The 20,167-nt window shown below is 75.4% G+C and carries 22 protein-coding genes; 11 read left to right on the top strand and 11 right to left on the bottom strand.

The genetic code is table 11. The features are described 5' to 3' along the window. Position 1: 1 nt before the first annotated feature. Complete coding sequence (locus ABWK59_RS07155; RefSeq protein ID WP_354638851.1) at positions 2-952, bottom strand: AurF N-oxygenase family protein; 951 nt, start codon at positions 950-952, stop codon at positions 2-4. Positions 953-1,150: 198 nt separating this feature from the next. Between ABWK59_RS07155 and ABWK59_RS07150 the strand changes: the two genes are divergently transcribed. After that, positions 1,151-2,209, top strand: a complete 1,059-nt coding sequence (locus tag ABWK59_RS07150; protein WP_354638849.1) for a PHP domain-containing protein — start codon at positions 1,151-1,153, stop codon at positions 2,207-2,209. A gap of 171 nt (positions 2,210-2,380) precedes the next feature. Continuing rightward, positions 2,381-2,947 carry a DJ-1/PfpI family protein gene (locus tag ABWK59_RS07145; RefSeq protein WP_354638848.1) on the top strand — a complete coding sequence of 189 codons (567 nt, stop codon included), beginning with the start codon at positions 2,381-2,383 and terminating at the stop codon, positions 2,945-2,947. 64 nt (positions 2,948-3,011) lie between these two features. Here ABWK59_RS07145 and ABWK59_RS07140 read toward each other — a convergent pair whose 3' ends face one another. Further along, positions 3,012-3,953, bottom strand: coding sequence for a carbohydrate kinase family protein (locus ABWK59_RS07140; protein WP_354638845.1), 942 nt, complete (start codon positions 3,951-3,953; stop codon positions 3,012-3,014). Between the two features lie 201 nt (positions 3,954-4,154). Here ABWK59_RS07140 and ABWK59_RS07135 point away from each other — a divergent pair, with 201 nt between their 5' ends. Together ABWK59_RS07135 and ABWK59_RS07130 are read left to right on the top strand one after the other, a co-directional pair. Beyond that, complete coding sequence (locus ABWK59_RS07135; RefSeq protein ID WP_354638843.1) at positions 4,155-4,766, top strand: TIGR03086 family metal-binding protein; 612 nt, start codon at positions 4,155-4,157, stop codon at positions 4,764-4,766. Positions 4,767-4,846: 80 nt separating this feature from the next. Then, a complete protein-coding gene (locus ABWK59_RS07130) occupies positions 4,847-5,407 on the top strand; it encodes a type 1 glutamine amidotransferase domain-containing protein (protein WP_354638841.1) in 561 nt (186 codons plus the stop codon). A gap of 53 nt (positions 5,408-5,460) precedes the next feature. Here the strand turns inward: ABWK59_RS07130 and ABWK59_RS07125 are convergent, their stop codons facing one another. Then, a complete protein-coding gene (locus ABWK59_RS07125) occupies positions 5,461-5,850 on the bottom strand; it encodes an SCO5389 family protein (protein ID WP_354638839.1) in 390 nt (129 codons plus the stop codon). 161 nt (positions 5,851-6,011) lie between these two features. Here ABWK59_RS07125 and ABWK59_RS07120 point away from each other — a divergent pair, with 161 nt between their 5' ends. Further along, on the top strand, positions 6,012-6,284 hold the full coding sequence (locus tag ABWK59_RS07120) for a DUF2630 family protein (protein ID WP_354638837.1): 273 nt from the start codon (positions 6,012-6,014) through the stop codon (positions 6,282-6,284). A 48-nt stretch (positions 6,285-6,332) separates the two neighbouring features. Here the strand turns inward: ABWK59_RS07120 and ABWK59_RS07115 are convergent, their stop codons facing one another. Then, a complete protein-coding gene (locus ABWK59_RS07115; RefSeq protein ID WP_354638835.1) occupies positions 6,333-6,830 on the bottom strand; it encodes a MarR family winged helix-turn-helix transcriptional regulator in 498 nt (165 codons plus the stop codon). Between the two features lie 113 nt (positions 6,831-6,943). Between ABWK59_RS07115 and ABWK59_RS07110 the strand changes: the two genes are divergently transcribed. Next, complete coding sequence (locus ABWK59_RS07110; protein WP_354638833.1) at positions 6,944-7,354, top strand: organic hydroperoxide resistance protein; 411 nt, start codon at positions 6,944-6,946, stop codon at positions 7,352-7,354. A gap of 139 nt (positions 7,355-7,493) precedes the next feature. Here the strand turns inward: ABWK59_RS07110 and ABWK59_RS07105 are convergent, their stop codons facing one another. Further along, positions 7,494-8,276 (bottom strand): SGNH/GDSL hydrolase family protein, encoded by a 783-nt coding sequence (locus tag ABWK59_RS07105; protein WP_354638831.1) that lies wholly within the window; start codon positions 8,274-8,276, stop codon positions 7,494-7,496. A gap of 244 nt (positions 8,277-8,520) precedes the next feature. Here ABWK59_RS07105 and ABWK59_RS07100 point away from each other — a divergent pair, with 244 nt between their 5' ends. Beyond that, entirely contained in the window at positions 8,521-8,655 is a 135-nt protein-coding gene (locus ABWK59_RS07100) for a DUF6126 family protein (RefSeq protein ID WP_354638829.1), read from the top strand. Positions 8,656-8,732: 77 nt separating this feature from the next. Here ABWK59_RS07100 and ABWK59_RS07095 read toward each other — a convergent pair whose 3' ends face one another. The 4 genes from ABWK59_RS07095 to ABWK59_RS07080 all read right to left on the bottom strand — a co-directional run bounded on the left by ABWK59_RS07095 (position 8,733) and on the right by ABWK59_RS07080 (position 11,628). Continuing rightward, entirely contained in the window at positions 8,733-9,752 is a 1,020-nt protein-coding gene (locus ABWK59_RS07095) for a zinc-dependent alcohol dehydrogenase family protein (RefSeq protein ID WP_354638828.1), read from the bottom strand. 81 nt (positions 9,753-9,833) lie between these two features. Then, on the bottom strand, positions 9,834-10,187 hold the full coding sequence (locus tag ABWK59_RS07090) for a UBP-type zinc finger domain-containing protein (RefSeq protein ID WP_354638826.1): 354 nt from the start codon (positions 10,185-10,187) through the stop codon (positions 9,834-9,836). A 97-nt stretch (positions 10,188-10,284) separates the two neighbouring features. Beyond that, positions 10,285-11,217 (bottom strand): M48 family metalloprotease, encoded by a 933-nt coding sequence (locus ABWK59_RS07085; RefSeq protein WP_354638824.1) that lies wholly within the window; start codon positions 11,215-11,217, stop codon positions 10,285-10,287. A gap of 3 nt (positions 11,218-11,220) precedes the next feature. Further along, positions 11,221-11,628, bottom strand: a complete 408-nt coding sequence (locus ABWK59_RS07080; protein WP_354638823.1) for a BlaI/MecI/CopY family transcriptional regulator — start codon at positions 11,626-11,628, stop codon at positions 11,221-11,223. A gap of 190 nt (positions 11,629-11,818) precedes the next feature. On the opposite strand from ABWK59_RS07080, the gene ABWK59_RS07075 reads away from it, so the two are divergent. After that, positions 11,819-12,394 (top strand): TerD family protein, encoded by a 576-nt coding sequence (locus tag ABWK59_RS07075; protein WP_354638821.1) that lies wholly within the window; start codon positions 11,819-11,821, stop codon positions 12,392-12,394. Positions 12,395-12,456: 62 nt separating this feature from the next. Here the strand turns inward: ABWK59_RS07075 and ABWK59_RS07070 are convergent, their stop codons facing one another. After that, the gene (locus tag ABWK59_RS07070; protein ID WP_354638820.1) at positions 12,457-13,488 is read right to left on the bottom strand and encodes a CapA family protein; all 1,032 of its coding nucleotides are present in this window, start codon (positions 13,486-13,488) and stop codon (positions 12,457-12,459) included. Between the two features lie 198 nt (positions 13,489-13,686). On the opposite strand from ABWK59_RS07070, the gene ABWK59_RS07065 reads away from it, so the two are divergent. From ABWK59_RS07065 to ABWK59_RS07055, 3 genes are all read left to right on the top strand, one after another. Beyond that, complete coding sequence (locus tag ABWK59_RS07065; protein WP_354638819.1) at positions 13,687-14,283, top strand: hypothetical protein; 597 nt, start codon at positions 13,687-13,689, stop codon at positions 14,281-14,283. 84 nt (positions 14,284-14,367) lie between these two features. Further along, positions 14,368-17,931, top strand: a complete 3,564-nt coding sequence (locus tag ABWK59_RS07060) for a hydantoinase B/oxoprolinase family protein (RefSeq protein WP_354644848.1) — start codon at positions 14,368-14,370, stop codon at positions 17,929-17,931. 103 nt (positions 17,932-18,034) lie between these two features. After that, the gene (locus ABWK59_RS07055) at positions 18,035-19,192 is read left to right on the top strand and encodes a heparan-alpha-glucosaminide N-acetyltransferase domain-containing protein (RefSeq protein ID WP_354638817.1); all 1,158 of its coding nucleotides are present in this window, start codon (positions 18,035-18,037) and stop codon (positions 19,190-19,192) included. Positions 19,193-19,290: 98 nt separating this feature from the next. Here the strand turns inward: ABWK59_RS07055 and ABWK59_RS07050 are convergent, their stop codons facing one another. Continuing rightward, positions 19,291-19,962, bottom strand: a complete 672-nt coding sequence (locus ABWK59_RS07050; protein WP_354638815.1) for an HAD family hydrolase — start codon at positions 19,960-19,962, stop codon at positions 19,291-19,293. Between the last annotated feature and the right edge of the window lie 205 nt (positions 19,963-20,167).

The raw sequence follows: 20,167 nt of genomic DNA, 5'->3' as shown, positions 1-20,167 counted from the left end.
GTCAGCGCGGCGGCAGCAGGCCGGCGCGCCGCCACAGGCCCTCGACGCTGCGGTCGATGATGCCCAGCTCGGCGAAGAACTCCACCGCCTTGCGCGCCCAGTCCACCCGGGCGTCCCGCCAGTACGGGTTCCGCGCGGCCGCCTGCCGGGCCGCGCGCGGGTCCAGCCCCGCCAGCGCGTACACCCGCGGGTGGACGATCTCGGCCACCGACTGCCGGGCCAGCAGCGCCAGCGCCCGCCGGAACACCGCCCGCCGGGGAGCGCTCAGCGAGGCCCAGCGCCGCTCCAGCTCCGGCTTGGCGTACCCGATGTGCCGGGCCTCCTCGACCACGTGGATCCGGGCCACCGAACGGGCCAGCGGCTGGAGGCTCTCGTCCCGGATCATCTCCCGCTGCATCGCGTCGGTGAACTCCTCGACGAAGATCGCCCCGGCGAAGGTCATCGTGGTGTCGTTGATCAGGAAGTGCAGCCGTCCCAGCAGGTCGGCGCGGCGGGTCGGCCGCGCCGAGGGGTAGCCGGTGGTGGTGATGTACCGGGCGAACATCGTCGAGTGCCGGCACTCGTCGGCGACCTCGGTGAGCGCGTACTGGGCATGCCGGGTGGTCAGGTCGCCCGCGTAGACGTGCCGGACCAGGCCCTCCATCAGCACCAGCTCGAACCAGATGCCCGCCGAGGTGGTGCTGGCCAGCTGGTGCACGCTCAGCTGCGCCTGCTGCCGCGGGGTCAGGGAGTGCCACAGCGGCGTGCCGTACAGCGAGACCCGGTGCGGGGGCAGGGCGAACTGGTCCGGGTCGATCGGGCTGTCCCAGTCGATCTCGGTCTGCGGGTCGTACGCGTGCCTGGCCGAGGCCCGCAGCAGGCGGGCGGCGTTCTGCTCGCGGTCGGCCGGGCGGGCGCCCTCGCGCTGCCGGGGGCGGGGGACGGACACGGGGGAGGCGGCGGGCTCGGGCATGCGGCGGCTCCGGGGCGGGGGTGACGGGTGGGGGTGACGGGTGAGGGTGGGATCGCAGCGGGTGGAGCGGGCGGAGCAGGGGCGGCGGCCGGGTGGGGGTGGTGCCGGGCGCGCGGGCCGCCACGCCGAGTAAACCAATGAGACGAGGTGTCAACAAGGCCCTCTGCGGAGTTCGTCCACCCGCGCGAGACTGGCCCCATGAACCGCGAGACCGGTCGCGACGGCGGCGGGACGGGACCGGCCGGCGAGAGCGCCGGCCGCTGGGACCCGGTCACCGCCCTGGAGCGGATCGCCTTCCTGCTGGAACGCGAGGAGGCGTCCCCGTACCGGGTCCGCGCCTTCCGTACCGCCGCCGACGCCGCCCGCACCCTGCCCGACGGTCCGGTCACCGCCGCGGCCGCCGCCCGGCTTCCCGGCGTCGGCCCGGTCACCGCCCAGGTCATCGCCGAGGCCTCGGAGGGCCGCCTCCCCGCCTACCTCGCGGAGGTCGAGGGCCGCGCGGCCGCCCTCGGAGAGGGCGGCGAGGACCTGCGGGCCGCCATGAAGGGCGACTGCCACCTGCACTCCGACTGGTCCGACGGCCACAGCCCGATCGCCCTGATGGCCCGCACCGCCCGCGACCTCGGCCGTGAGTGGTCGGTGCTGACCGACCACTCGCCCCGGCTCACCGTCGCCCGCGGACTCAGCGCGGAGCGGCTGCGCGACCAACTCGACGTGGTCGACGCCCTCCAGGCGGAACTCGCGCCGTTCCGGCTGCTCACCGGCATCGAGTGCGACATCCTCGACGACGGCAGCCTCGACCAGGAGGACGAACTCCTCGACCGGCTGGACGTGGTGGTGGCCTCCGTCCACTCCAAACTGCGGATGGAACCGCGGCCGATGACCCGGCGGATGCTGGCGGCCGTCCGGAACCCGCGCGTCGACGTGCTCGGCCACTGCACCGGACGGAAGGTCGCCGGACGGCCCCGGCCCGAATCCCGGTTCGACGCCGAGGCGGTGTTCGCCGCCTGCGCGGAGTCCGGAACGGCGGTGGAGATCAACTGCCGGCCGGACCGCCGCGACCCGCCCGGCCGTCTGATCGCCCTGGCCGACCAGGCCGGCTGCCTCTTCTCCGTCGACACGGACGCCCACGCACCGGGAGAGCTGGACTGGCAGGCGTACGGCTGCGCCCGCGCGGCCGCGGCCGGGCTGGAACCGGAGCGGATCATCACCACCTGGGGGGTGGAGCGGCTGCTGGCGTGGACGGCGGAGACATAGGGGGTGCGGGGTGGCGGGTGGTCCCGCAAGGGCGTGAACGGGGGCGCGCGGGGGTGGGGTGGATGCGCGGGGGGTGTGCCTCGCGCGCCGCGTTGTCCGGGGGGCGGTGAGGCGGCAGTGTGTGACGCGGCTCAATCCAGACAGGGCGACCGAAGGGACGGAATCCCCGGCATGGCAGCCAAGATCCTGATCGTCACGGGCGACGCGGCGGAGTCGCTGGAGGTCCTCTACCCGTACCAGCGCCTCCGGGAGGAGGGCTACGAGGTGCACGTCGCGGCGCCGACCCGCAAGACGCTGCAGTTCGTGGTGCACGACTTCGTGGAGGGCTTCGACACCTACACCGAGAAGCCGGGCTACACCTGGCCCGCCGACGTGGCGTTCGCGGACGTGGATCCGGCGGCGTACGCGGCCCTGGTGCTGCCCGGTGGCCGGGCGCCCGAGTACCTGCGCAACAACCCGGAGGTGCAGCGGATCGTCGGCCACTTCTTCGAGCTGGACAAGCCGGTGGCGCAGATCTGCCACGGCCCGCTGATCCCGCTCACCGACGGCGGGCTGACGGGCCGTCGGACGGCGGCGTACCCGGCGCTGGAACCGGACGTCGCGCTGAGCGGCGCCACCTTCGTGGACGGCGAGGCCGTGGTGGACGGCGTGCTGGTGTCCGCCCGGGCGTGGCCGGACCACCCGGGCTGGATGCGGGCGTTCGTCGAGGTGCTGCGCGACAAGGCGCCGGTGGACTGACCGGCGCGGACCAGGGACGGGGCCGCGGGGATGTCCCCGGCGGCCCCGTCGTCCGGGCGGTCGCTCAGAGCTGGTGCGCCCAGGGCGGGTTGGCGCCCGGGGACGCGCAGGTGAGGGCCGCCGTCCGGGCGGCGAACCGGCAGGCGGCGGCGAGGTCGTCCGGGGTGAGGGCGTCGAGCCGTCCGCCGAGCCGGTCCAGAGTGCCGAGATGGTGGAGCAGCCCGGCGGTGAAGGCGTCCCCCGCGCCGACGGTGTCGGCCAGGACGGGGACGGGGGCGGCGGGGACGGTGATCCGGTGGCCGTCCAGGGAGGCGAGGGCGCCGCGGGCTCCCAGGGTGATCACCACCAGCCGGGCGCCGGCCGCGTGCCAGCGGTCGCAGGCCGCTTCGGGGGCGGTACCGGGGAGGAGACGGGCGAGGTCGTCCTCGCTGAGCCGCAGCAGGTCCGCCAGGGCGCACCAGCGGTCGAGCCGCTCCCGGTAGACGGCCGGATCGACCAGCAGCGGGCGGACGTTGGGGTCGATGGACACGGTCGCCTCCGCCGAGGCCCGTGCCAGGAACTCCTCGATCGCCGTCCCGCCGGGGTGGCGGACCAGCGCCAGCGAGCCGGTGTGCACGCAGGCGGGGCGGCCCGCGGGTTCGGCGGCCAGTTCGGGGGTGCTCCACTGCCAGTCGGCGGTGCCCTCGGCGTGGAAGGAGTAGACGGCCTGCCCGTCGCCGTCCAGATCGGCGACGGCGAGGGTGCTGGGCTCGGCGGCGGGGACGCAGCCCGACAGGTCGACGCCGGATTCGGCGAGGTGGGCGCGGAAGAGCCGGCCGAAGACGTCCCCGGAGAGCCGGCCCAGGAACCGGGTGGGAGTTCCGAGCCGGGCCAGGGCCACCGCGGTGTTCGCCGGCCCGCCGCCGGGGTGCACCCGCAGGCCCAGCTCGCCGTCAGGCCCCCGGGTGCCGTCGGTGAAGGCGTCGGCGACGCACTCGCCGAGCACGGTGACCTGGCGCAGCGGCATGGTTCTCCTTCGTCCGAACGGGACCGGCCGGGTTCATCATCCCCCGTCCGGCGCAGCGGCCGCGCCGGACTGCGCCACCGCGCCCACCGCCCGCCCGTCCGGGAACGGCCGGGCGGCGGCCTGCGGCAGGCGGCCGGGGACCGGACCCGGGCGGTGGACGGCGGGCGTGCCGGAGGGCCGGATCCGGTGAAGGGTGGAGACATGTCACGTCACAGCAGCGAGGACCAGCGGGAACTGCTTCGGCTGCACGCCGAGGCGCTGGACACCTTCGGCCGGCACGTCCGCGCGGTCACCCCCGGGCAGTGGGACGACCCCACCCCCTGTACCGACTGGACGGTCCGCGACCTGGTCAACCACCTCGCCGCCGAGCAGCTGTGGGTACCGGAGATGCTGGCCGGCAGGACGGTCGCGGAGGTCGGCGACCGGTTCGACGGCGATGTGCTCGGCGAGGATCCGGTCGCTCTCTGGACGGCCGCCGCCGAGGCCGCCCGGGCGGGCTTCGCCGAGCCGGAGGCGCTGGAGCGGACCGTCCGGCTCTCGTACGGGCCACGCTCGGCGGCCGGCTACTGCCGGGAGATGACGGTGGACGCGATCATCCACGCGTGGGACCTGGCGCAGGGCATCGGCGCGGACGCCCGGATGCCGGAGGCCGCCGCCCGTTGGGCGCTGGCGGAGGTCACCCCGTACGCGGACGCGCTGCCCTCCTCCGGGCTGTTCGCCCCGGCCGTGCCGGTGGCCGAGGACGCCGACCCCCAGACCCGGCTGCTCGGGCTGGTGGGACGGGACGCCTCCGCGCCGTTCGGCCGCGGCTGACCGCCGCTGCGCACCCTGCGGGTCCCGACCGGACCCGCCATCCGACCAGAGCCGATCCCGACCGGCGAGCGGAGACCGATGTGATCACCCTGCAGGGCCGTACCGTCGCCTTCCTGGTCGCGCCGGTCGGCGTGGAACAGGTCGAACTCACCCAGCCGTGGCAGGCGGTGGCCGAGGCGGGCGGCACACCCGAGCTGGTGTCCACCAAGGCGGGCCGGGTGCAGGCGTTCCGGCACCTGGACCGGGCCGACACCTTCGCGGTGGACGCGGTGGCCGGCGAGGTGCACGCCGACCGGTACGACGGCCTGGTGCTCCCCGGCGGCGTGGCCAACCCGGACCTGCTGCGGACGGTGCCGGAGGCGGTGGCCTTCGTCCGGCAGTTCTTCGACCAGGGCAAGCCGGTCGCGGTGATCTGCCACGGGCCGTGGACCCTGGTGGAGGCGGAGGTGCTCCGCGGCCGGACCCTCACCTCCTGGCCGGGCATCCGGACCGACCTGGTCAACGCGGGTGCCACCTGGGTGGACGAGGAGGTGCACGTCTGCACCGACGGCCCGAACACGCTGGTCTCCAGCCGGAAGCCGGGCGACCTGGCGGTGTTCTGCGACACCTTCGTGACGCGGTTCGCCACGTCGGCCGGCTGACCGGGCCGGTCGTGACCGGGCGGTCGGCAGGGGCCCGGTCACGGGTGGCCCGGTCAGCAGTCCCGCAGCTCGGGCGTCTGGTTGAGCAGCTGCGCCCGGACGGAGGTGAACTCGCGGTACGCCGCGGAGCCCTCCGGCCCCGGCCGGAAGACCGCCACCCGGTGGCAGTTCTGGAAGGCGAGGCGGATGCCGAAGTGCCGCTCCAGGCTGCCGCGGATCGAGTCGCTGGCCAGGGCACGCAGCAGCTGGCCGCGCTCCTGGTCGGTGGGGGCCACCGTGTTGTCGGTGAACTCCAGCCCCTCGACGGCGAGTTCGGCCGCCAGCTCGGAGATCAGCCGGTAGGCGTAGGGGAGCGAGGTGCGGATGGTGCCGACGAACTCGGCGTCCTCGACCCGGCCGAGTTCGGCCTTGGCGAGCAGGGCGGGGGAGACGGTGAGCGACATGGGCGGATCCTTCTTTGTAGTGAAAGTCATTTCCAATAGTGGATCCTGTGTCCGCCCTGACGGACTGTCAAGCGGCATTCCGCCGTCCGGGTGGCGGCTCAGCCGTGGCGGGGGTCGGAGGTGGTTCCTAGAGTGGGGGTGCGGGGGTCTTGGAGGTGCTCATGGAACAGCTGAGGAACCCCGGCGGTGGCACCGACCGCCACATCCTGGACCGCATCGGTGAGATGGTCGCCGCCGAGCGCAACCTGCGGGCCGCGCTGGCCGAGGGGCGGATCGACTCCGAGGTCGAGCAGCGGCAACTCAAGGACCTGGAGCGGCAACTCGACCAGTGCTGGGACCTGCTGCGGCAGCGCCGCGCCCGCACGGAGGCGGGCGAGGACCCGAACCTGGCGAGCGTCCGCAGCGTCGAGGAGGTCGAGCGGTACGAGTCCTGAGGCCGGTCCGGGCCTTGCGGCCAGGTCGGGGGGTGGGGTGGTCCGCGGTCAGGCGTCCGGCGTACCGATGCCGAGCAGGGCGTCGTCCAGGACGGCGGCGTCGAGGGCCCGGGTGACCCGGTCGAGCAGGGTGCGCAGGGCGACGATCTCCTCCAGCGGCAGCCCGGTGGCGGCGGAGATCCGGCGCGGGACCTGGAGCGCCCGCTCGCGCAGCGCCGCGCCGGCGTCGGTGGTGCCGACGGTGACCGAGCGCTCGTCCTCGGGGCTGCGCTCCCGGCGGACCAGGCCGGCCGCCTCCAGTCGCTTCAGCAGGGGGGAGAGGGTGCCGGAGTCCAGTCGCAGGTGCTCGCCGATCTGCTTGACCGGCAGCTCGCCGTGCTCCCAGAGCACCAGCATCACCAGGTACTGCGGGTAGGTCAGGCCCAGGTCCTTGAGGGCGACGCGGTAGACGCCGCCGAAGGCGCGCGAGGCGGCGTGCAGCGAGAAGCAGATCTGGTGGTCGAGGCGGAGCAGCTCCTCGTCCGGCACCTGGGTGAGCTCGGTCATGACTCCAGGATAGGTCACGCGTCCACGATTCAGTTGTGCGCAATTCAGTTGTGTGCTCTACTTGTGCTCACGGGCGGTCCGGGTGGCCGCCGAGGCGAGAAGGGAACGGTTGAATGGACGCGCTGTACACCGCTGTGGCCACGGCGAACGGTCGTGAGGGCCGGACGGTCAGCTCCGACGGACAGGTGGACCTGGCGCTGGCCATGCCGCCCGCGCTCGGCGGCAACGGCCAGGGCACCAACCCCGAGCAGCTCTTCGCGGCCGGCTACGCGGCCTGCTTCGCCAGCGCGCTCGGCCTGGTCGCCCGGCAGGCCCGGGTGGACGTCAGCGAGGTGTCGGTGACCGCCGAGGTCTCGATCGGCAAGGACGGGACCGGCTTCGGCCTGGCGGTCGTGCTGCGTGTCGAGCTGCCGGAGGCGCTCGAGGGCGAGAACGGTCTGCTGCTGGTCAAGCAGGCGCACGAGGTCTGCCCGTACTCCAAGGCGACCCGCGGCAACATCCCGGTGGAGCTGGTGGTCGAGTAGAACCACGCCGCCGGCGTGGAGAGACGCCGGGCGAGCGGGAACACCGGAGGGCCGCACCCTGGCAGGGGGTGCGGCCCTCCGGTGTTCCCGCTCGCCCGTGGTCCGGTGGGCGCCCGCCGGGCGCCCACGGCGCGTGGCGTCAGAGCGGGAGCAGCTCCGGGCGCTTCGCCTCGACGTGGTCGCCGGAGGACTCGCCGCGCAGGCGCCGGCCGACCCACGGGAGCAGGTAGGTGCGGGCCCACTGGAGGTTCTCCCGGCGTACCTCGGCCGCGGTCGGCTCCGGCTGGGCCGGCCACGGCGCCGCCGGGTCCTGCTCGGTCGGCAGACCGAGCGCGCGGGCCGCGAGCAGCGCCACCCGCTGGTGGCCCTCGGGCGACAGGTGCAGCCGGTCGTCGCTCCAGGCGCGCCGGTCGTGGACCGTGCGCAGCGACCAGAGGTCGGCCACCGCGCAGCCGTTGCGGTCCGCGATGGCCCGCAGGTGGACGTTGTAGGTCGCGATCTTGCCGCGCAGGTGGCGCAGCACCGGGACCGTACGGGTGTCGAAGCCGGTGCAGATCAGCACCGTTCCTGCGTCGCGGCGCAGCTCCAGCACCGCGTTCTCGAAGCGCTCGGCGATCTCGTCCGGGTCGCTGCCCGGGCGGAGGATGTCGTTGCCGCCGGCGCAGAAGGTCACCAGGTCCGGCTGGATCTGCCGGATCTGCGGGACCTGCTCGGCCACGATCTGGTCGAGCAGCCGGCCGCGGACTGCCAGGTTGGCGTAGCGGAAGTCGCCGTCCGGGCGTTGTGCGGCGAGCATCCCGGCCAGGCGGTCGGCCCAGCCCGCGAACCGGTCACCGGGGCCGGGGTCGTTCAGGCCCTCGGTGAAGCTGTCCCCGAGGGCTGCGTAGGAACTGAGGTCAAGGGTCTCCTGATAGTCGGCCATGACAGGAGATGTTTCACCTTGTGAAGTGACCTACGCCACCGTAGGTGGGTGGTAGCGGAGGGTGATCTTGGCCACGTGGGGATCGGGAACGCCCGCCGGTCCGCCGGAAGGGGCCGGGACGCGGGCCGGCGCCTCGTAGGCTGGACGGCCGGGGCGCGCGCACGGGCCGCACAGGGGCCGCGCGTGGGCCGCGCATTCGGTCGCGCAATTCGGGAAGTCGCGCATTCGGGAAGAGGAGCCGCAGGTGTCCGAGGCCGTCCGGGACGAGAGGTCCAAGCGCAGGGCGATGCTGATCCGGGCGTCGATCTACATCGCGGGCACCCATGTGTTCGCGGGCTTCGTGATCCTGCTGTTCACGCTGGGGCAGCGCGGGCACTGACCTCCCGGGTCGGCGGGGCCGCCGGCGGGTCGTCCGTTCGGGTCGGCGGGCCGTCCGTCGGTCCGTCGGTCCGTCGGTCAGTCGGGCAGGAGGACGGCGACGCCGGTGATCCGGTCGGCGGCGAGGTCGGCGAGGGCGGCGTCCGCGGCGGTGAGCGGGTAGCGCTCGACGCGGACGGTGGGCGGGTGTGCGGCGATCTCGCCGAGGTACGCGCGGCCGTCCGCCCGGGTGTTGGCGGTCACGCTGCGTAGCGTACGTTCCTGGAAAAGGTGCCGCTGGTAGTCCAGCGCGGGGATCTCGCTGAGGTGGATCCCGGCCACCGCCAGGGTCCCGCCGCGGGCGAGGGCGGCCAGCGCGGGCGGCACGAGGTCGCCGACCGGGGCGAACAGGATCGCCGCGTCGAGCGGCTCCGGCGGTGCGTCGTACGCGCCCCGGGCGGAGGCCGCGCCGAGCTCCAGGGCCAGCCGCCGGGCCGACTCGGACCGGGTCAGCACGTGGACGGTGGCGCCGCGGGCGATCGCCAGCTGCGCGGTCAGGTGCGCGGAGGCGCCGAAGCCGTACACGCCGAGGCGGCCGCCCGGCGGCAGCTCGGCACGCTGGAGGGCGCGGTAGCCGATCAGGCCCGCGCAGAGCAGCGGCGCCAGCTCCTCGGCGGGCGGACCCTCGGGCAGGTGGTAGGCGTACCGGAAGTCGGCGGCGGTGCACCGGGCGTAGCCGCCGTGCAGGTCCCAGCCGGTGTACCGGGAGAGCGGGCACAGGTTCTCGTGCCCGGCCCGGCAGTACCGGCAGTCGCCGCAGGTGCCGGCCAGCCACGCCACGCCCACCCGGTCGCCGACGGCGAACCCGTGCACCCCGGAGCCGGACGCCAGCACCCGGCCGACCACCTCGTGGCCAGGGGTGCAGCGCGGCAGCCGGGGCGGCAGATCGCCCTCCGCCAGGTGGAGGTCGGTCCGGCAGACCCCGCAGGCGTCCACCCCGACCATCAGCTCGGCCGGGCCCGGCGCGGGCACCGGCCGCTCGACCAGGGTCAGCGGCCGGGACGCGGCGGGCCCCGGATGGTCGACCACCCAGGCGGTGGTGGACTGCGGCTGCGACATCGACTGCCCCCTCACGGGTGGCCCCGTCCCATCATCCCGCCGCCGCAGGCCGGGGGCCGAGGGGCGAGATCCGCACCGGGGTCAGTGGAGGTGCTGCTGCCAGTCCGTGGGGACGTTGCCGGGCGGGCCCGGGACGGGTTGGGATTCGGGGTGGGAGAGGGGCGGGGCGAGGGCCGGGCCGCGGTAGAAGGCCTGGGTCTCGACGTTCCAGAACCAGTCCTCGCCCGGTTCGAAGCTGGCGAGGAAGGGGTGGCCGGCTTCGCGGGCGTGGGCGGTGGCGTGCTGGGCGGGGGAGGAGTCGCAGCAGCCGATGTGTCCGCAGGCGGCGCACCGCCGCAGGTGGAACCACCAGCCGCCGCCGGACAGGCACTCCGCGCAGCCCTCGCCGCTCGGCGGGACGGCCGGGTCGATCCCGGGGATCGCTTCGTCGGTCATCGCAAGGCACCTCCTCGCCGTCTCCTGGCATGGTAGGCAGCCCGCCCGCCGCTCGGCAGGCTGGAGCGCTCGGGGCGGGGCCGTGGTCGGACGAGCCCTACAGCGGCGTGGCGAGCTTGAGGAGGATCAGCAGGGCGAAGGTGGCGTTGAGGGAGGAGAGGGCCGAGGCGGCGGTGCCGGCGGCCGCGATCAGGGCGGCGAGGCCGGCGGGGGTGCGGGCCGGGGGCCAGGGGCGGACGTCGGGGACGGGGCCGAGCAGGGCGGCGACCCGGCGGGGGACCGGTCCGGGGGCGGCGAAGGCGGCCAGGCCGGCGGCCGCGGCGGGCGGGGAGAGCAGGGCGGCCCGGGCGACGGCCCGGGCGGTGAGGCGGCGGTCGCCGACCGCCCGGGCGGCCTCCTCGTCCGCCCAGCGCTCGGTGCTGTACGCGACCGCCTGACGCAGCGGCCACAGGAACGGGTTGACGCAGGCGGCGAGCTGGGTGGCCAGCAGGTGGCGGTGGTGGCGGTGGGTCAGGTGGGCCTGCTCGTGGGCGAGCAGGACGGCCTGCTCGGGCTCGGTGAGGCCGGCGACCATGCCGGTGGAGAGCACGATCCTGGCCCGGCGGCCGGGGAGCGCGTAGGCGTACGGGGTGTCGTCGGGCAGGACGGCGGGCCCGGGGCCGTCCGGGAGTTGGGCGAGGGCGCGCCGGGCGGCGCGGCGGACCCGCAGGTGGTGGCGGAGGGTGCGGCCGCAGGCGAACAGGACGGCGGTGAGGGCGAGGATCGCGCTGCCGCCGACGGCCTCCGGCAGCGGGACGGCGTCGCGGACCTCGGGGTCGGACCAGGTGTCCGGCAGCGGGTTCCCGGGGATGTGGGCGGTGCCGACCACGAAGAGCAGGGCGAGGCTGACGGCGCAGCTGAGGGCCATCACCACGGCGATCGCGGTGAGCAGGCGGGCGGCGACGCGCGGGTGCAGGTGCTGCTCGGCGAGGCGGGCGATGGGCAGGGCGGTGAGGGGCAGGACGAGCGGCAGGAAGACGAACACGCCCATCGGTCAGTCCTCGTCTCCGCCCGCCGGGCCGTCGAGCAGGGCGCGCAGCAGTTCCTCGTCCTGGGGGAGCAGGGCGCTGACGAAGCTGGCGAGGACGGCGTCCCGGTCGGTCTGGGTGTCCAGGACGCGGCGCATCCGCAGGGCGGCGAGGCCCGCCGCGTCGGCGGCGGCCAGCCACAGGCAGGACCGGCCGGAGCGGCTGCGGGAGACGGCGCCCTTGGTGTGCAGGCGGGACAGGATGGTCATCACGGTGGTGTAGGCGAGGCCGCCGTCGAGCCGCCGCTGCACCCACTGGGCGGTGACGGGTTCGGGGGCCTCCCGCAGCGCCGCCAGGACCTGGGTCTCCAGCTCGCCCTGCCCGCGCCTGCGGGCGCGGGGGGACTGGGCCGGGGTGTCCGGCTGTTCGTCCATCGCGGCCTCTCCTCGGGTTCGCGGTGCCCCCGGGTCTCCGGGCGCCGCGGCCGATCCTACTGACCGTCAACGGGACCGGTCGGAGGGCCCGGGGCGGACACGGTACTGATCTACAGTGCTGTAGATTCAATGCCGCGTCAGGAGGGAGCCGGCCGAGAGCGGACCGGCGCGCGGAAAGTCGGAGGACACCATGGGAGTCTCGCTCGCCAAGGGCGGCAACGTTTCGCTGACCAAGGAGGCCCCGGGCCTCACCGCGGTGATCGTCGGTCTCGGCTGGGACGTCCGCTCCACCTCCGGCGCGGACTTCGACCTGGACGCCAGCGCGCTGCTGTGCGGCGAGAGCGGCCGGGTGCTCACCGACAAGCACTTCGTCTTCTACAACAACCTGACCAGCCCGGACGGTTCGGTCGAGCACAGCGGCGACAACCTGACCGGTGGCGGCGACGGCGACGACGAGCAGATCCGGGTCGACCTGGCCGCCGTGCCGCCCACGGTCACCAAGGTGGTCTTCCCGGTCTCCATCTACGACGCCGACAACCGCGGCCAGAGCTTCGGCCAGGTCCGCAACGCCTTCATCCGCGTGGTCAACGCCGCGGACGGCGGCGAGGTCGCCCGCTACGACCTCACCGAGGACGCCTCCACCGAGACCGCCATGGTCTTCGGCGAGCTCTACCGCAACGGCGCCGAGTGGAAGTTCCGCGCCATCGGCCAGGGCTACGCCTCCGGCCTGCGCGGCATCGCGCTGGACTACGGCGTCAACGTCTGACCCCGCCGCGGCCGACCGCCCCGGGCCCGTCGACCCCCGGGCCGGCGGCCCCCGGGGCGCGGTCAGCCGCCGACCCGCTGCCCGCTCCAGTCGATCACCAGCCGGTCCCCCTCCGCCGCCACCCCGGTGCCCAGCTCCGCGCAGGCGCCGGTGAACCGCTCCCGGATCCACCGCCGCCGCCCGCCGCGGGCCGGCTCGGTCCGGCAGTAGTCCAGGTGGAGCGGGACGGCCGCGACCCGTACCGGCACGCCCTCCGGGGCGAAGGTGACCAGGAACAGCAGACCGAGGTCGTTGCGCAGCACCGGGTCCACCGCGTAGTCGTCGAGGAAGTCGCCCAGGTCGTACAGCACCCGGTCGGCGGCGCCGTGGAACACGTGCGCCGAGTGCCCCGCGACCAGCGTCGCCCCGGCCTCCAGCAGCTCCGCCGCGGCCCGGCGGATGTACGGCGCCGGGCCGGAGGTCATGTTCGGCCCCCAGTGCGGGGTGACCAGCACCGCGTCGGCCTCCTCGGCGGCCCGCTCCACCAGGGCGGCCAGCCAGTCCGGTGCGCCGTGCCGGAGGTCGGCGTGGGCCACCCCGGACCGGTCCGGGCCGGCCGCGAAGTCCGCCGGGTGGTCGGTCACGCCGACCACCGCGATCCGCAGGCCGTGCGCGGTGAGCACCGCGTACTCGCGCGCGGCCCGGAGGTCCTCGCCGGCGCCGACCGTCCGCACCCCGGCCGCCGCGAGGTGGGTGAGGGTGTCGTCGAGGGCCGTGCGGCCGTAGTCCAGCGCGTGGTTGTTGGCGAGGGTCACGCAGTCCACGCCCAACTCGGCCAGCAGGTCGGCGGTGCGGGGCGGTGCCCGGAAGAAGAACTGCTTGCCCGGGTCCGGCCAGCGGCCGCCCCGGGCCGAGACGCAGCACTCCAGGTTGAGCACGAACAGGTCGGCCTCCGCCGCGACCCGGCGGACCTCCGGCGCGAACAGCTCCGCGAGCCCCGCGCCCGCGGCCACCTGCCGGGCCACCGAGCGGCCCAGCATGGTGTCCCCGGCGAGGGCCACGGTCACCGGCCGGGCCGTCCCGCCGTACTCCACGGGATGCACCTCGCTGCTCATGTCGCCTCCTGCGGGCTCCCTTCCACGCTCCGCCCGGCCCGGCCGGTCGGCAATCGGCGGCATCCCGGCGCCACCAGGGCGCGCAGGGCCGGCCACGCGGGGCGGGGCCCGGCGCCCCCGTGCTTTGATGGCAGGAGGAGTGCCCGCCGACGCGGCCGGGACCAGGCCGCCGACCCGGGCCGGAACGGGGGTTCGCCGATGCCGGAGACCGAGCGGATGGCGCGGATGGCCGCCCTGGTGCACACCGCGCTGGGCCGGGCCACCGCCGGACTGCTGGAGGCCGAGGCCACGCAGGCCGCCGACCTCACCGCCGCCGACCGCGCCCTGCACGAGCTGCTGGACGAGATCGAGGACTCCGCCGCTGCCGCCCCGACCCGGGACCCGGCCACCCCGGCCGACCTGCGGCGCCTGGTCGCCGACGCCCACCTGGGCGACGACTTCGAGGGCCTCGCCGTGCTGATCCGGCACATCGCCGGCATCGCCTGGGCCCGCCACGACAGCGGACCGCTGCCCGCCCGGCTCCGGCTGCCGCTGCGCACCATCGCCGGCACCGCCCTCGGCACGGTCGCCGCCGCCGGCGAGGCCCTGGCCACCGCGACCCCCACCCAGCTCACCGAGGACCTGGACGAGATCGGCCTGCGCCAGCGGCTGCTCCACCGCGAACTGCTCACCGGGGACGGCCCGCCGAGCGTGGCCGACGCCACCGAGTCCACCCTGCTCGCCTGCCACCTGCGCCAGTGCGCCGAGCGGGCCGCCTCGCTGGCCGGCAACGCCGGTCTCCTCACCGGCGCCTAGGACACGGCCGTGCCCACCGGGACACCACCGCCCGCAGCGGCCCGACCGCCGCAGCCGGCGAAGGCCGGCCGGTGGCGGTTCTGGGTGGACCGCGGCGGCACCTTCACCGACGTGGTGGCGCTGCGCCCGGACGGCCGGCTGGCCACCCACAAGCTGCTCTCCGACAACCCCGCCCGCTACCGCGACCCGGCCGTGGCCGGCATCCGGGCGCTGCTGGGCCTGCCCGAGGACGCACCGGTGGACGCCGAGCGGGTCGAGTCCGTCCGGATGGGCACCACCGTCGCCACCAACGCCCTGCTGGAGCGGACCGGCGAACGCACCGCCCTGGTGATCACCCGCGGCTTCCGCGACGCGCTGCGCATCGGCTACCAGAACCGGCCCCGGATCTTCGACCGCCGGATCGAGCTTCCCGACCCGCTGTACGAGCGGGTGATCGAGGTCGAGGAGCGGACCGCGGCCGACGGCACCGTCCTGCGGGAACCCCGACTCGACCTGCTGGAGCGGGAGTTGCGGCAGGCACGGGAGGACGGCATCGGAGCCGTCGCGGTGGTCTGCCTGCACAGCCACCTCCACCCGGCCAACGAGCGGGCCGTCGGCGCCCTCGCGACGCTGCTCGGCCTGCCGCAGGTCTCGCTCTCCAGCGAGGTCAGCCCGCTGATGAAGCTGGTCCCGCGCGGCGACACCGCCGTGGTGGACGCCTACCTGTCCCCGGTCCTGCGCCGCTACGTCCGCCGGGTCGGCGAGCAACTGCCGGGCGTCCGGCTGATGTTCATGCAGTCCAACGGCGGGCTGGCGGAGGCCGGGCACTTCCGCGGCAAGGACGCCGTGCTCTCCGGGCCGGCCGGCGGGATCGTCGGCATGGCCAGGATGGCCGAACTGGCCGGGTTCCGGCGGGTGATCGGCTTCGACATGGGCGGCACCTCCACCGACGTCTCGCACTACGCGGGCGCCTTCGAACGGGTCCAGGACACCCGGGTGGCCGGGGTCCGGCTGCGCGCCCCGATGCTGGCCATCCACACCGTGGCGGCGGGCGGCGGCTCGGTGCTGCGGTTCGACGGCAGCCGCTACCGGGTGGGCCCGCAGTCCGCCGGCGCCGACCCCGGCCCGGTCTGCTACCGACGCGGCGGGCCGCTCACCGTCACCGACGCCAACGTGATGCTCGGACGGATCCAACCCTCCTGCTTCCCGGCGGTGTTCGGCCCGTCGGGCGACCTTCCGCTGGACCCGGAGCCGGTCCGGCGCGGCTTCGCCGAGCTGGCCGAGGAGATCCGGACGGCCACCGGCGACCACCGGACCCCCGAACAGGTCGCCGAGGGCTTCCTCCAGGTCGCGGTGGCCAACGTGGCCAACGCCGTCAAACGGATCTCGGTGCAGCGCGGCCGGGACGTCACCGGCTACGCGCTGACCAGCTTCGGCGGAGCCGGCGGGCAGCACGCCTGCGCGGTCGCCGACGCCCTCGGCATCCGCACCGTCCTGGTCCCGCCGATGGCGGGCGTGCTCTCCGCCCTCGGCATCGGCCTCGCCGACACCACCGCCCTGCGCGAACAGTCCGTCGAACTCCCGCTCGGCGAAGCCGCGACGGCCTCCGTCCGGGACACCGCCACGGCCCTGGAACGGGCCGCCAGGACCGAGCTGCTGGACGAGGGCGTACCGGCCGACCGGATCCGCACCGCACTCCGCGCCCGGCTGCGGTACGAGGGCACCGACACCGCCCTGGAGGTGCCGCTGGACGACCCCGAAACGATGACCGCCGCGTTCCGGGACGCCCACCGGGCCGTCTACTCCTTCCTGATGGACCGGCCGATCACCGTCGAGGCGCTCGCCGTCGAGGCCACCGGCCTCACCGACCAGCCCGAACTCCCCGACCCGGTACCGGAGGAGAGCCAGGCCCGGGAGGCCCGCTGCTACGTCGGCGGGCAGTGGCGCACCGTCCCGCTGCTCAGCCGCGCCGCCCTCGGCCGCGGCGACACCGTGGACGGCCCGGCCGTGATCGCCGAGTCCGGCTCCACCACCGTGGTCGACCCGGGCTGGCGGGCCCGGATGGCCGAGCACGGCCAGCTGCTGATGGAACGTCGGAAATCGGTCGAGGAAGCCGAGGTGGGCGCCGAGGCCGACCCGGTGATGCTGGAGATCTTCAACAACCTCTTCATGTCCATCGCCGAACAGATGGGCGCCCGACTGGAGTCCACCGCCCAGTCGGTCAACATCAAGGAACGGCTGGACTTCTCCTGTGCCCTCTTCGACCCCACCGGCAGCCTGGTCGCCAACGCCCCGCACATCCCGGTCCACCTCGGCTCCATGGGCAGCACCGTCCAGGAGGTCATCCGCCGCCGCGGCGCCGAGCTGCGCCCCGGCGACGCGTACGCCGTCAACGACCCGTACCACGGCGGCACCCACCTGCCGGACGTCACCGTGGTCACCCCCGTCTTCGACCAGGACGGAGCGGAGATCCTCTTCTACGTCGCCTCCCGCGGCCACCACGCCGAGATCGGCGGACTCACCCCCGGCTCGATGCCCGCCGCCAGCCGGACGATCGACGAGGAGGGCGTGCTCCTCGACTCCTGGCTGCTGGTCGAGAACGGCCGGCTGCGCGAGGCCGAGACCCTGGACCTGCTCACCGGCGCCCGCCACCCCTCCCGCGACCCCGCCACCAACCTCGCCGACCTGCGCGCGCAGATCGCCGCCAACCGCAAGGGCGTGGAGGAGGTCGGCCGGATGATCGACCAGTTCGGGCTGGACGTCGTCCAGGCGTACATGCGGCACGTCCAGGACAACGCCGAGCAGGCCGTTAGGCGGGTGGTCGACGTCCTCGCCGAGGGCTCCTACCGGTACGAGACCGACTCCGGCGCGGTGATCGCCGTCCGGATCTCGGTGGACCGTGACGCGCGCACCGCCACCCTCGACTTCACCGGCACCTCCGCGCAACTGGACAGCAACTTCAACGCCCCCAGCTCGGTGGTCACCGCCGCCGTCCTCTACGTCTTCCGGACCCTGGTCGCCGACGACATCCCGCTCAACGACGGCTGCCTGCGCCCGCTGCGGATCGTCATCCCGCCCGGCTCGATGCTCGCCCCCGTCCACCCCGCCGCCGTCGTGGCCGGAAACGTCGAGACCTCCCAGGCCGTCACCGGCGCCCTCTACGCCGCCCTCGGCCTCCAGGCGGAGGGCTCCGGCACGATGAACAACCTCAGCTTCGGCAACCCGCGGCACCAGTACTACGAGACCATCGGCTCCGGCTCCGGCGCCGGCGAGGACTTCGACGGCGCCGACGTGGTCCAGACCCACATGACCAACTCCCGGCTGACCGACCCCGAGGTGCTGGAGTGGCGGCTGCCCGTCCGGCTGGAGGAGTTCGCCGTCCGGCCCGGCAGCGGCGGCGCCGGCCGGCGGCGCGGCGGCGACGGCGCGGTCCGCCGGCTGCGCTTCCTCGAACCGGTGACCGTCAGCATCCTCTCCGGCCACCGCCGCGTCCCGCCCTACGGGATGGCCGGCGGCGAACCCGGCGCCCTCGGCGCCAACCTGGTCCACCGCGCCGACGGCACCGTGGAGCACCTGCCCGGCTGCACCTCGGTGGACCTGCTGGCCGGCGACGTCCTGGAGATCCGCACCCCGGGCGGCGGCGGGTACGGGACCCCGGACGCCGCATGACCCGGCCGGCGGCCGCTGTCCGGCCACCCCGTCGGTCGGCGGGTCGCGGCGTCCCCCGGCCGTCCGATGCACCACCCGGGCCGGGCCCGGCAGAGTGGACGGCATGTCAGAAACCGTCGGCACCGCGACCGTCACCCCTTTGCACGCGCCGCCGCCGGGTGCCGGCCGTCTGATCGGACTGGACCTCGCCCGGGGCCTCGCCGTGTTCGGGATGTTCGCCGCGCACCTCGGGCCCGACCCGGAGGTGGGCGGGCCGGTCGGCGCCGCGATGCGGCTCGCCCACGGGCGGGCCTCCGCCCTGTTCGCGGTGCTCGCCGGCTGCGCACTGGTCCTGCTCGCCGGCCGCCGCCCGCGCACCGGACGGGACGCCCGCCAGGCCGCCGCCCGGATCGCCGTCCGCGCCGCCCTGCTGATCGCCCTCGGCACCGCCCTGGACGCGCTCGACCCGCCGATCAGCCTCATCCTCACCGCCTACGGCGCGTACTTCCTGCTCGCCCTGCCGCTGCTGCGCCTGCCCGGTCCGGTCCTGGCCGGCCTCGCCGCCGCCTGGGCCCTGCTCGGCCCCCAACTCTCCTACGCGCTGCGGACCTCCGGCACGGCCGACCTGCTGCCGCACCGCCTCGCCGACCCGCTGCTCACCGGCGCCTACCCGGCCGCCACCTGGATGCCCTTCGTGCTCGCGGGGATGGCCCTGGTCCGCCTCGACCCGTCCCGCGTGATCGTCCGGCGGCGGGCCGCGGCCGTCGGGACCGGGTTGCTGGCGCTCGGGTACGGGGGCTCCTGGCTGGTGCTGCGGCTGCTGGGCGACCAGGTGGCGGGAGACGCCGTGAGGGCGGGGGAGGGGGAGGGAGCGGTCGGTCCCGGTGATCCCGTCGGCCTGCTGGGGGCGGCGCCGCACAGCGGGACGAGCTTCGAGGTGCTGGGCGCGGTCGGGTTCGCCCTGCTGGTGGTCGCGGGCTGCCTGGAGCTGACGGGCCGCCTGGCCGTGGCGGCTTCGGGATCGGTGACGGTTGCCGCGGCGGGGGTGGCGGTCGCGGGCGTGGCGGCGGTGGGCCGGATGTCGCTGACCGCGTACGTCGGGCACATCGGGGTGGTCGTGCTGCTCGCGATCGAGCTGGATCCGGGGCCGTCGCTGCCGCTGCTGGCGGCGTTCGTCGCGGGGGCGCTGGCGGTGGCCGGGCTGTGGACGGCGCGGTTCGCGCGCGGGCCGCTGGAGGCGCTGATGCACGGGGCGACCGGGGTGGCGCGGTTGGTGCCGTAGCGGATGCGGGCCCGCCGGGGGTGTGGGGAGTTGTGTGGGGCGGCAGGTTGGGGTCCGTCGTGGCTGGTCGCGCCCCTGAGAGACCCGGATTCGCCGGGTCAGCGGAGGGCGGCGCCCCAGGTGCGGGGGCGGGAGAGGAGGCTGTCGTCCAGGTGGGCGAGGAGGGTGGCGATGTCCGGGTGGACCTCGGTGGCGCCCGCGTCGCGGAGGTCGGCCGCGGGGATGCCGCCGGTCTCCACGGCCACGCAGGGGACGCCGCAGCCGACGGCGGTCCGGACGGTCCAGACGGTGGCTCCGACGAACACCGCGTGGTCGGCCGCTCCGCCGGCCAGGGCGAGGGCGGCGCGTACGGGATCGGATCCGGCCGTCCCGGGGACCACCGTGACGGACGGGGCCGCGCCGAGGAGGCGCCGCAGTTCCGCGGGCTCGTGGCCGGCGGGGGCGGTGAGGACGACCGTCCAGCCGCGCGCCGCGCACTCGGCGAGCAGTCGGGGTCCGCCGTCGAAGGGGCGTAGCGCGGGGCGGTGCCGGTCGTAGAGCGCCTGGTGGGCGGTGGTGATCCGGGGGTCCGCGCCGGTGTCGCGGTGCGGCCCGAGGACCTGTTCCAGCAGGCGGTCGGGGGGCAGGCCGACGGCCCGATGGATCCGGGCCATCGGGGCGGGGTGGCCGTGCTGGCGCAGCGCCTCCCACCAGGCCACGGTGTGCAGGTACGCGGTGTCGAGCAGCGTGCCGTCCACGTCGAGGACGGCCGCCGCCGCGGTGGTCGACATGCTGGCGGCCTACCCGTTCCGGGCGCCGGCACACCGGCCGGGCCGGTCGGCGTCGCGGGGTGCGGCCCGGTTTCGGCCCAGCGTGTGCGGACATACGCTCGGCGTGAGGGGCGGCCGGATTTCTCGGTGCGCCCGGTCGCCGGCGTGCCCAACGACGGTCGCGGGACGCCGGCCAGGACGCCCGGCCGGAGCGGGACATGCCGGG

This window comes from Kitasatospora sp. HUAS MG31 (genome assembly GCF_040571325.1).
GTDB lineage: Bacteria > Actinomycetota > Actinomycetes > Streptomycetales > Streptomycetaceae > Kitasatospora > Kitasatospora camelliae.
This window is presented reverse-complemented; position numbering and strand designations above follow the sequence as displayed.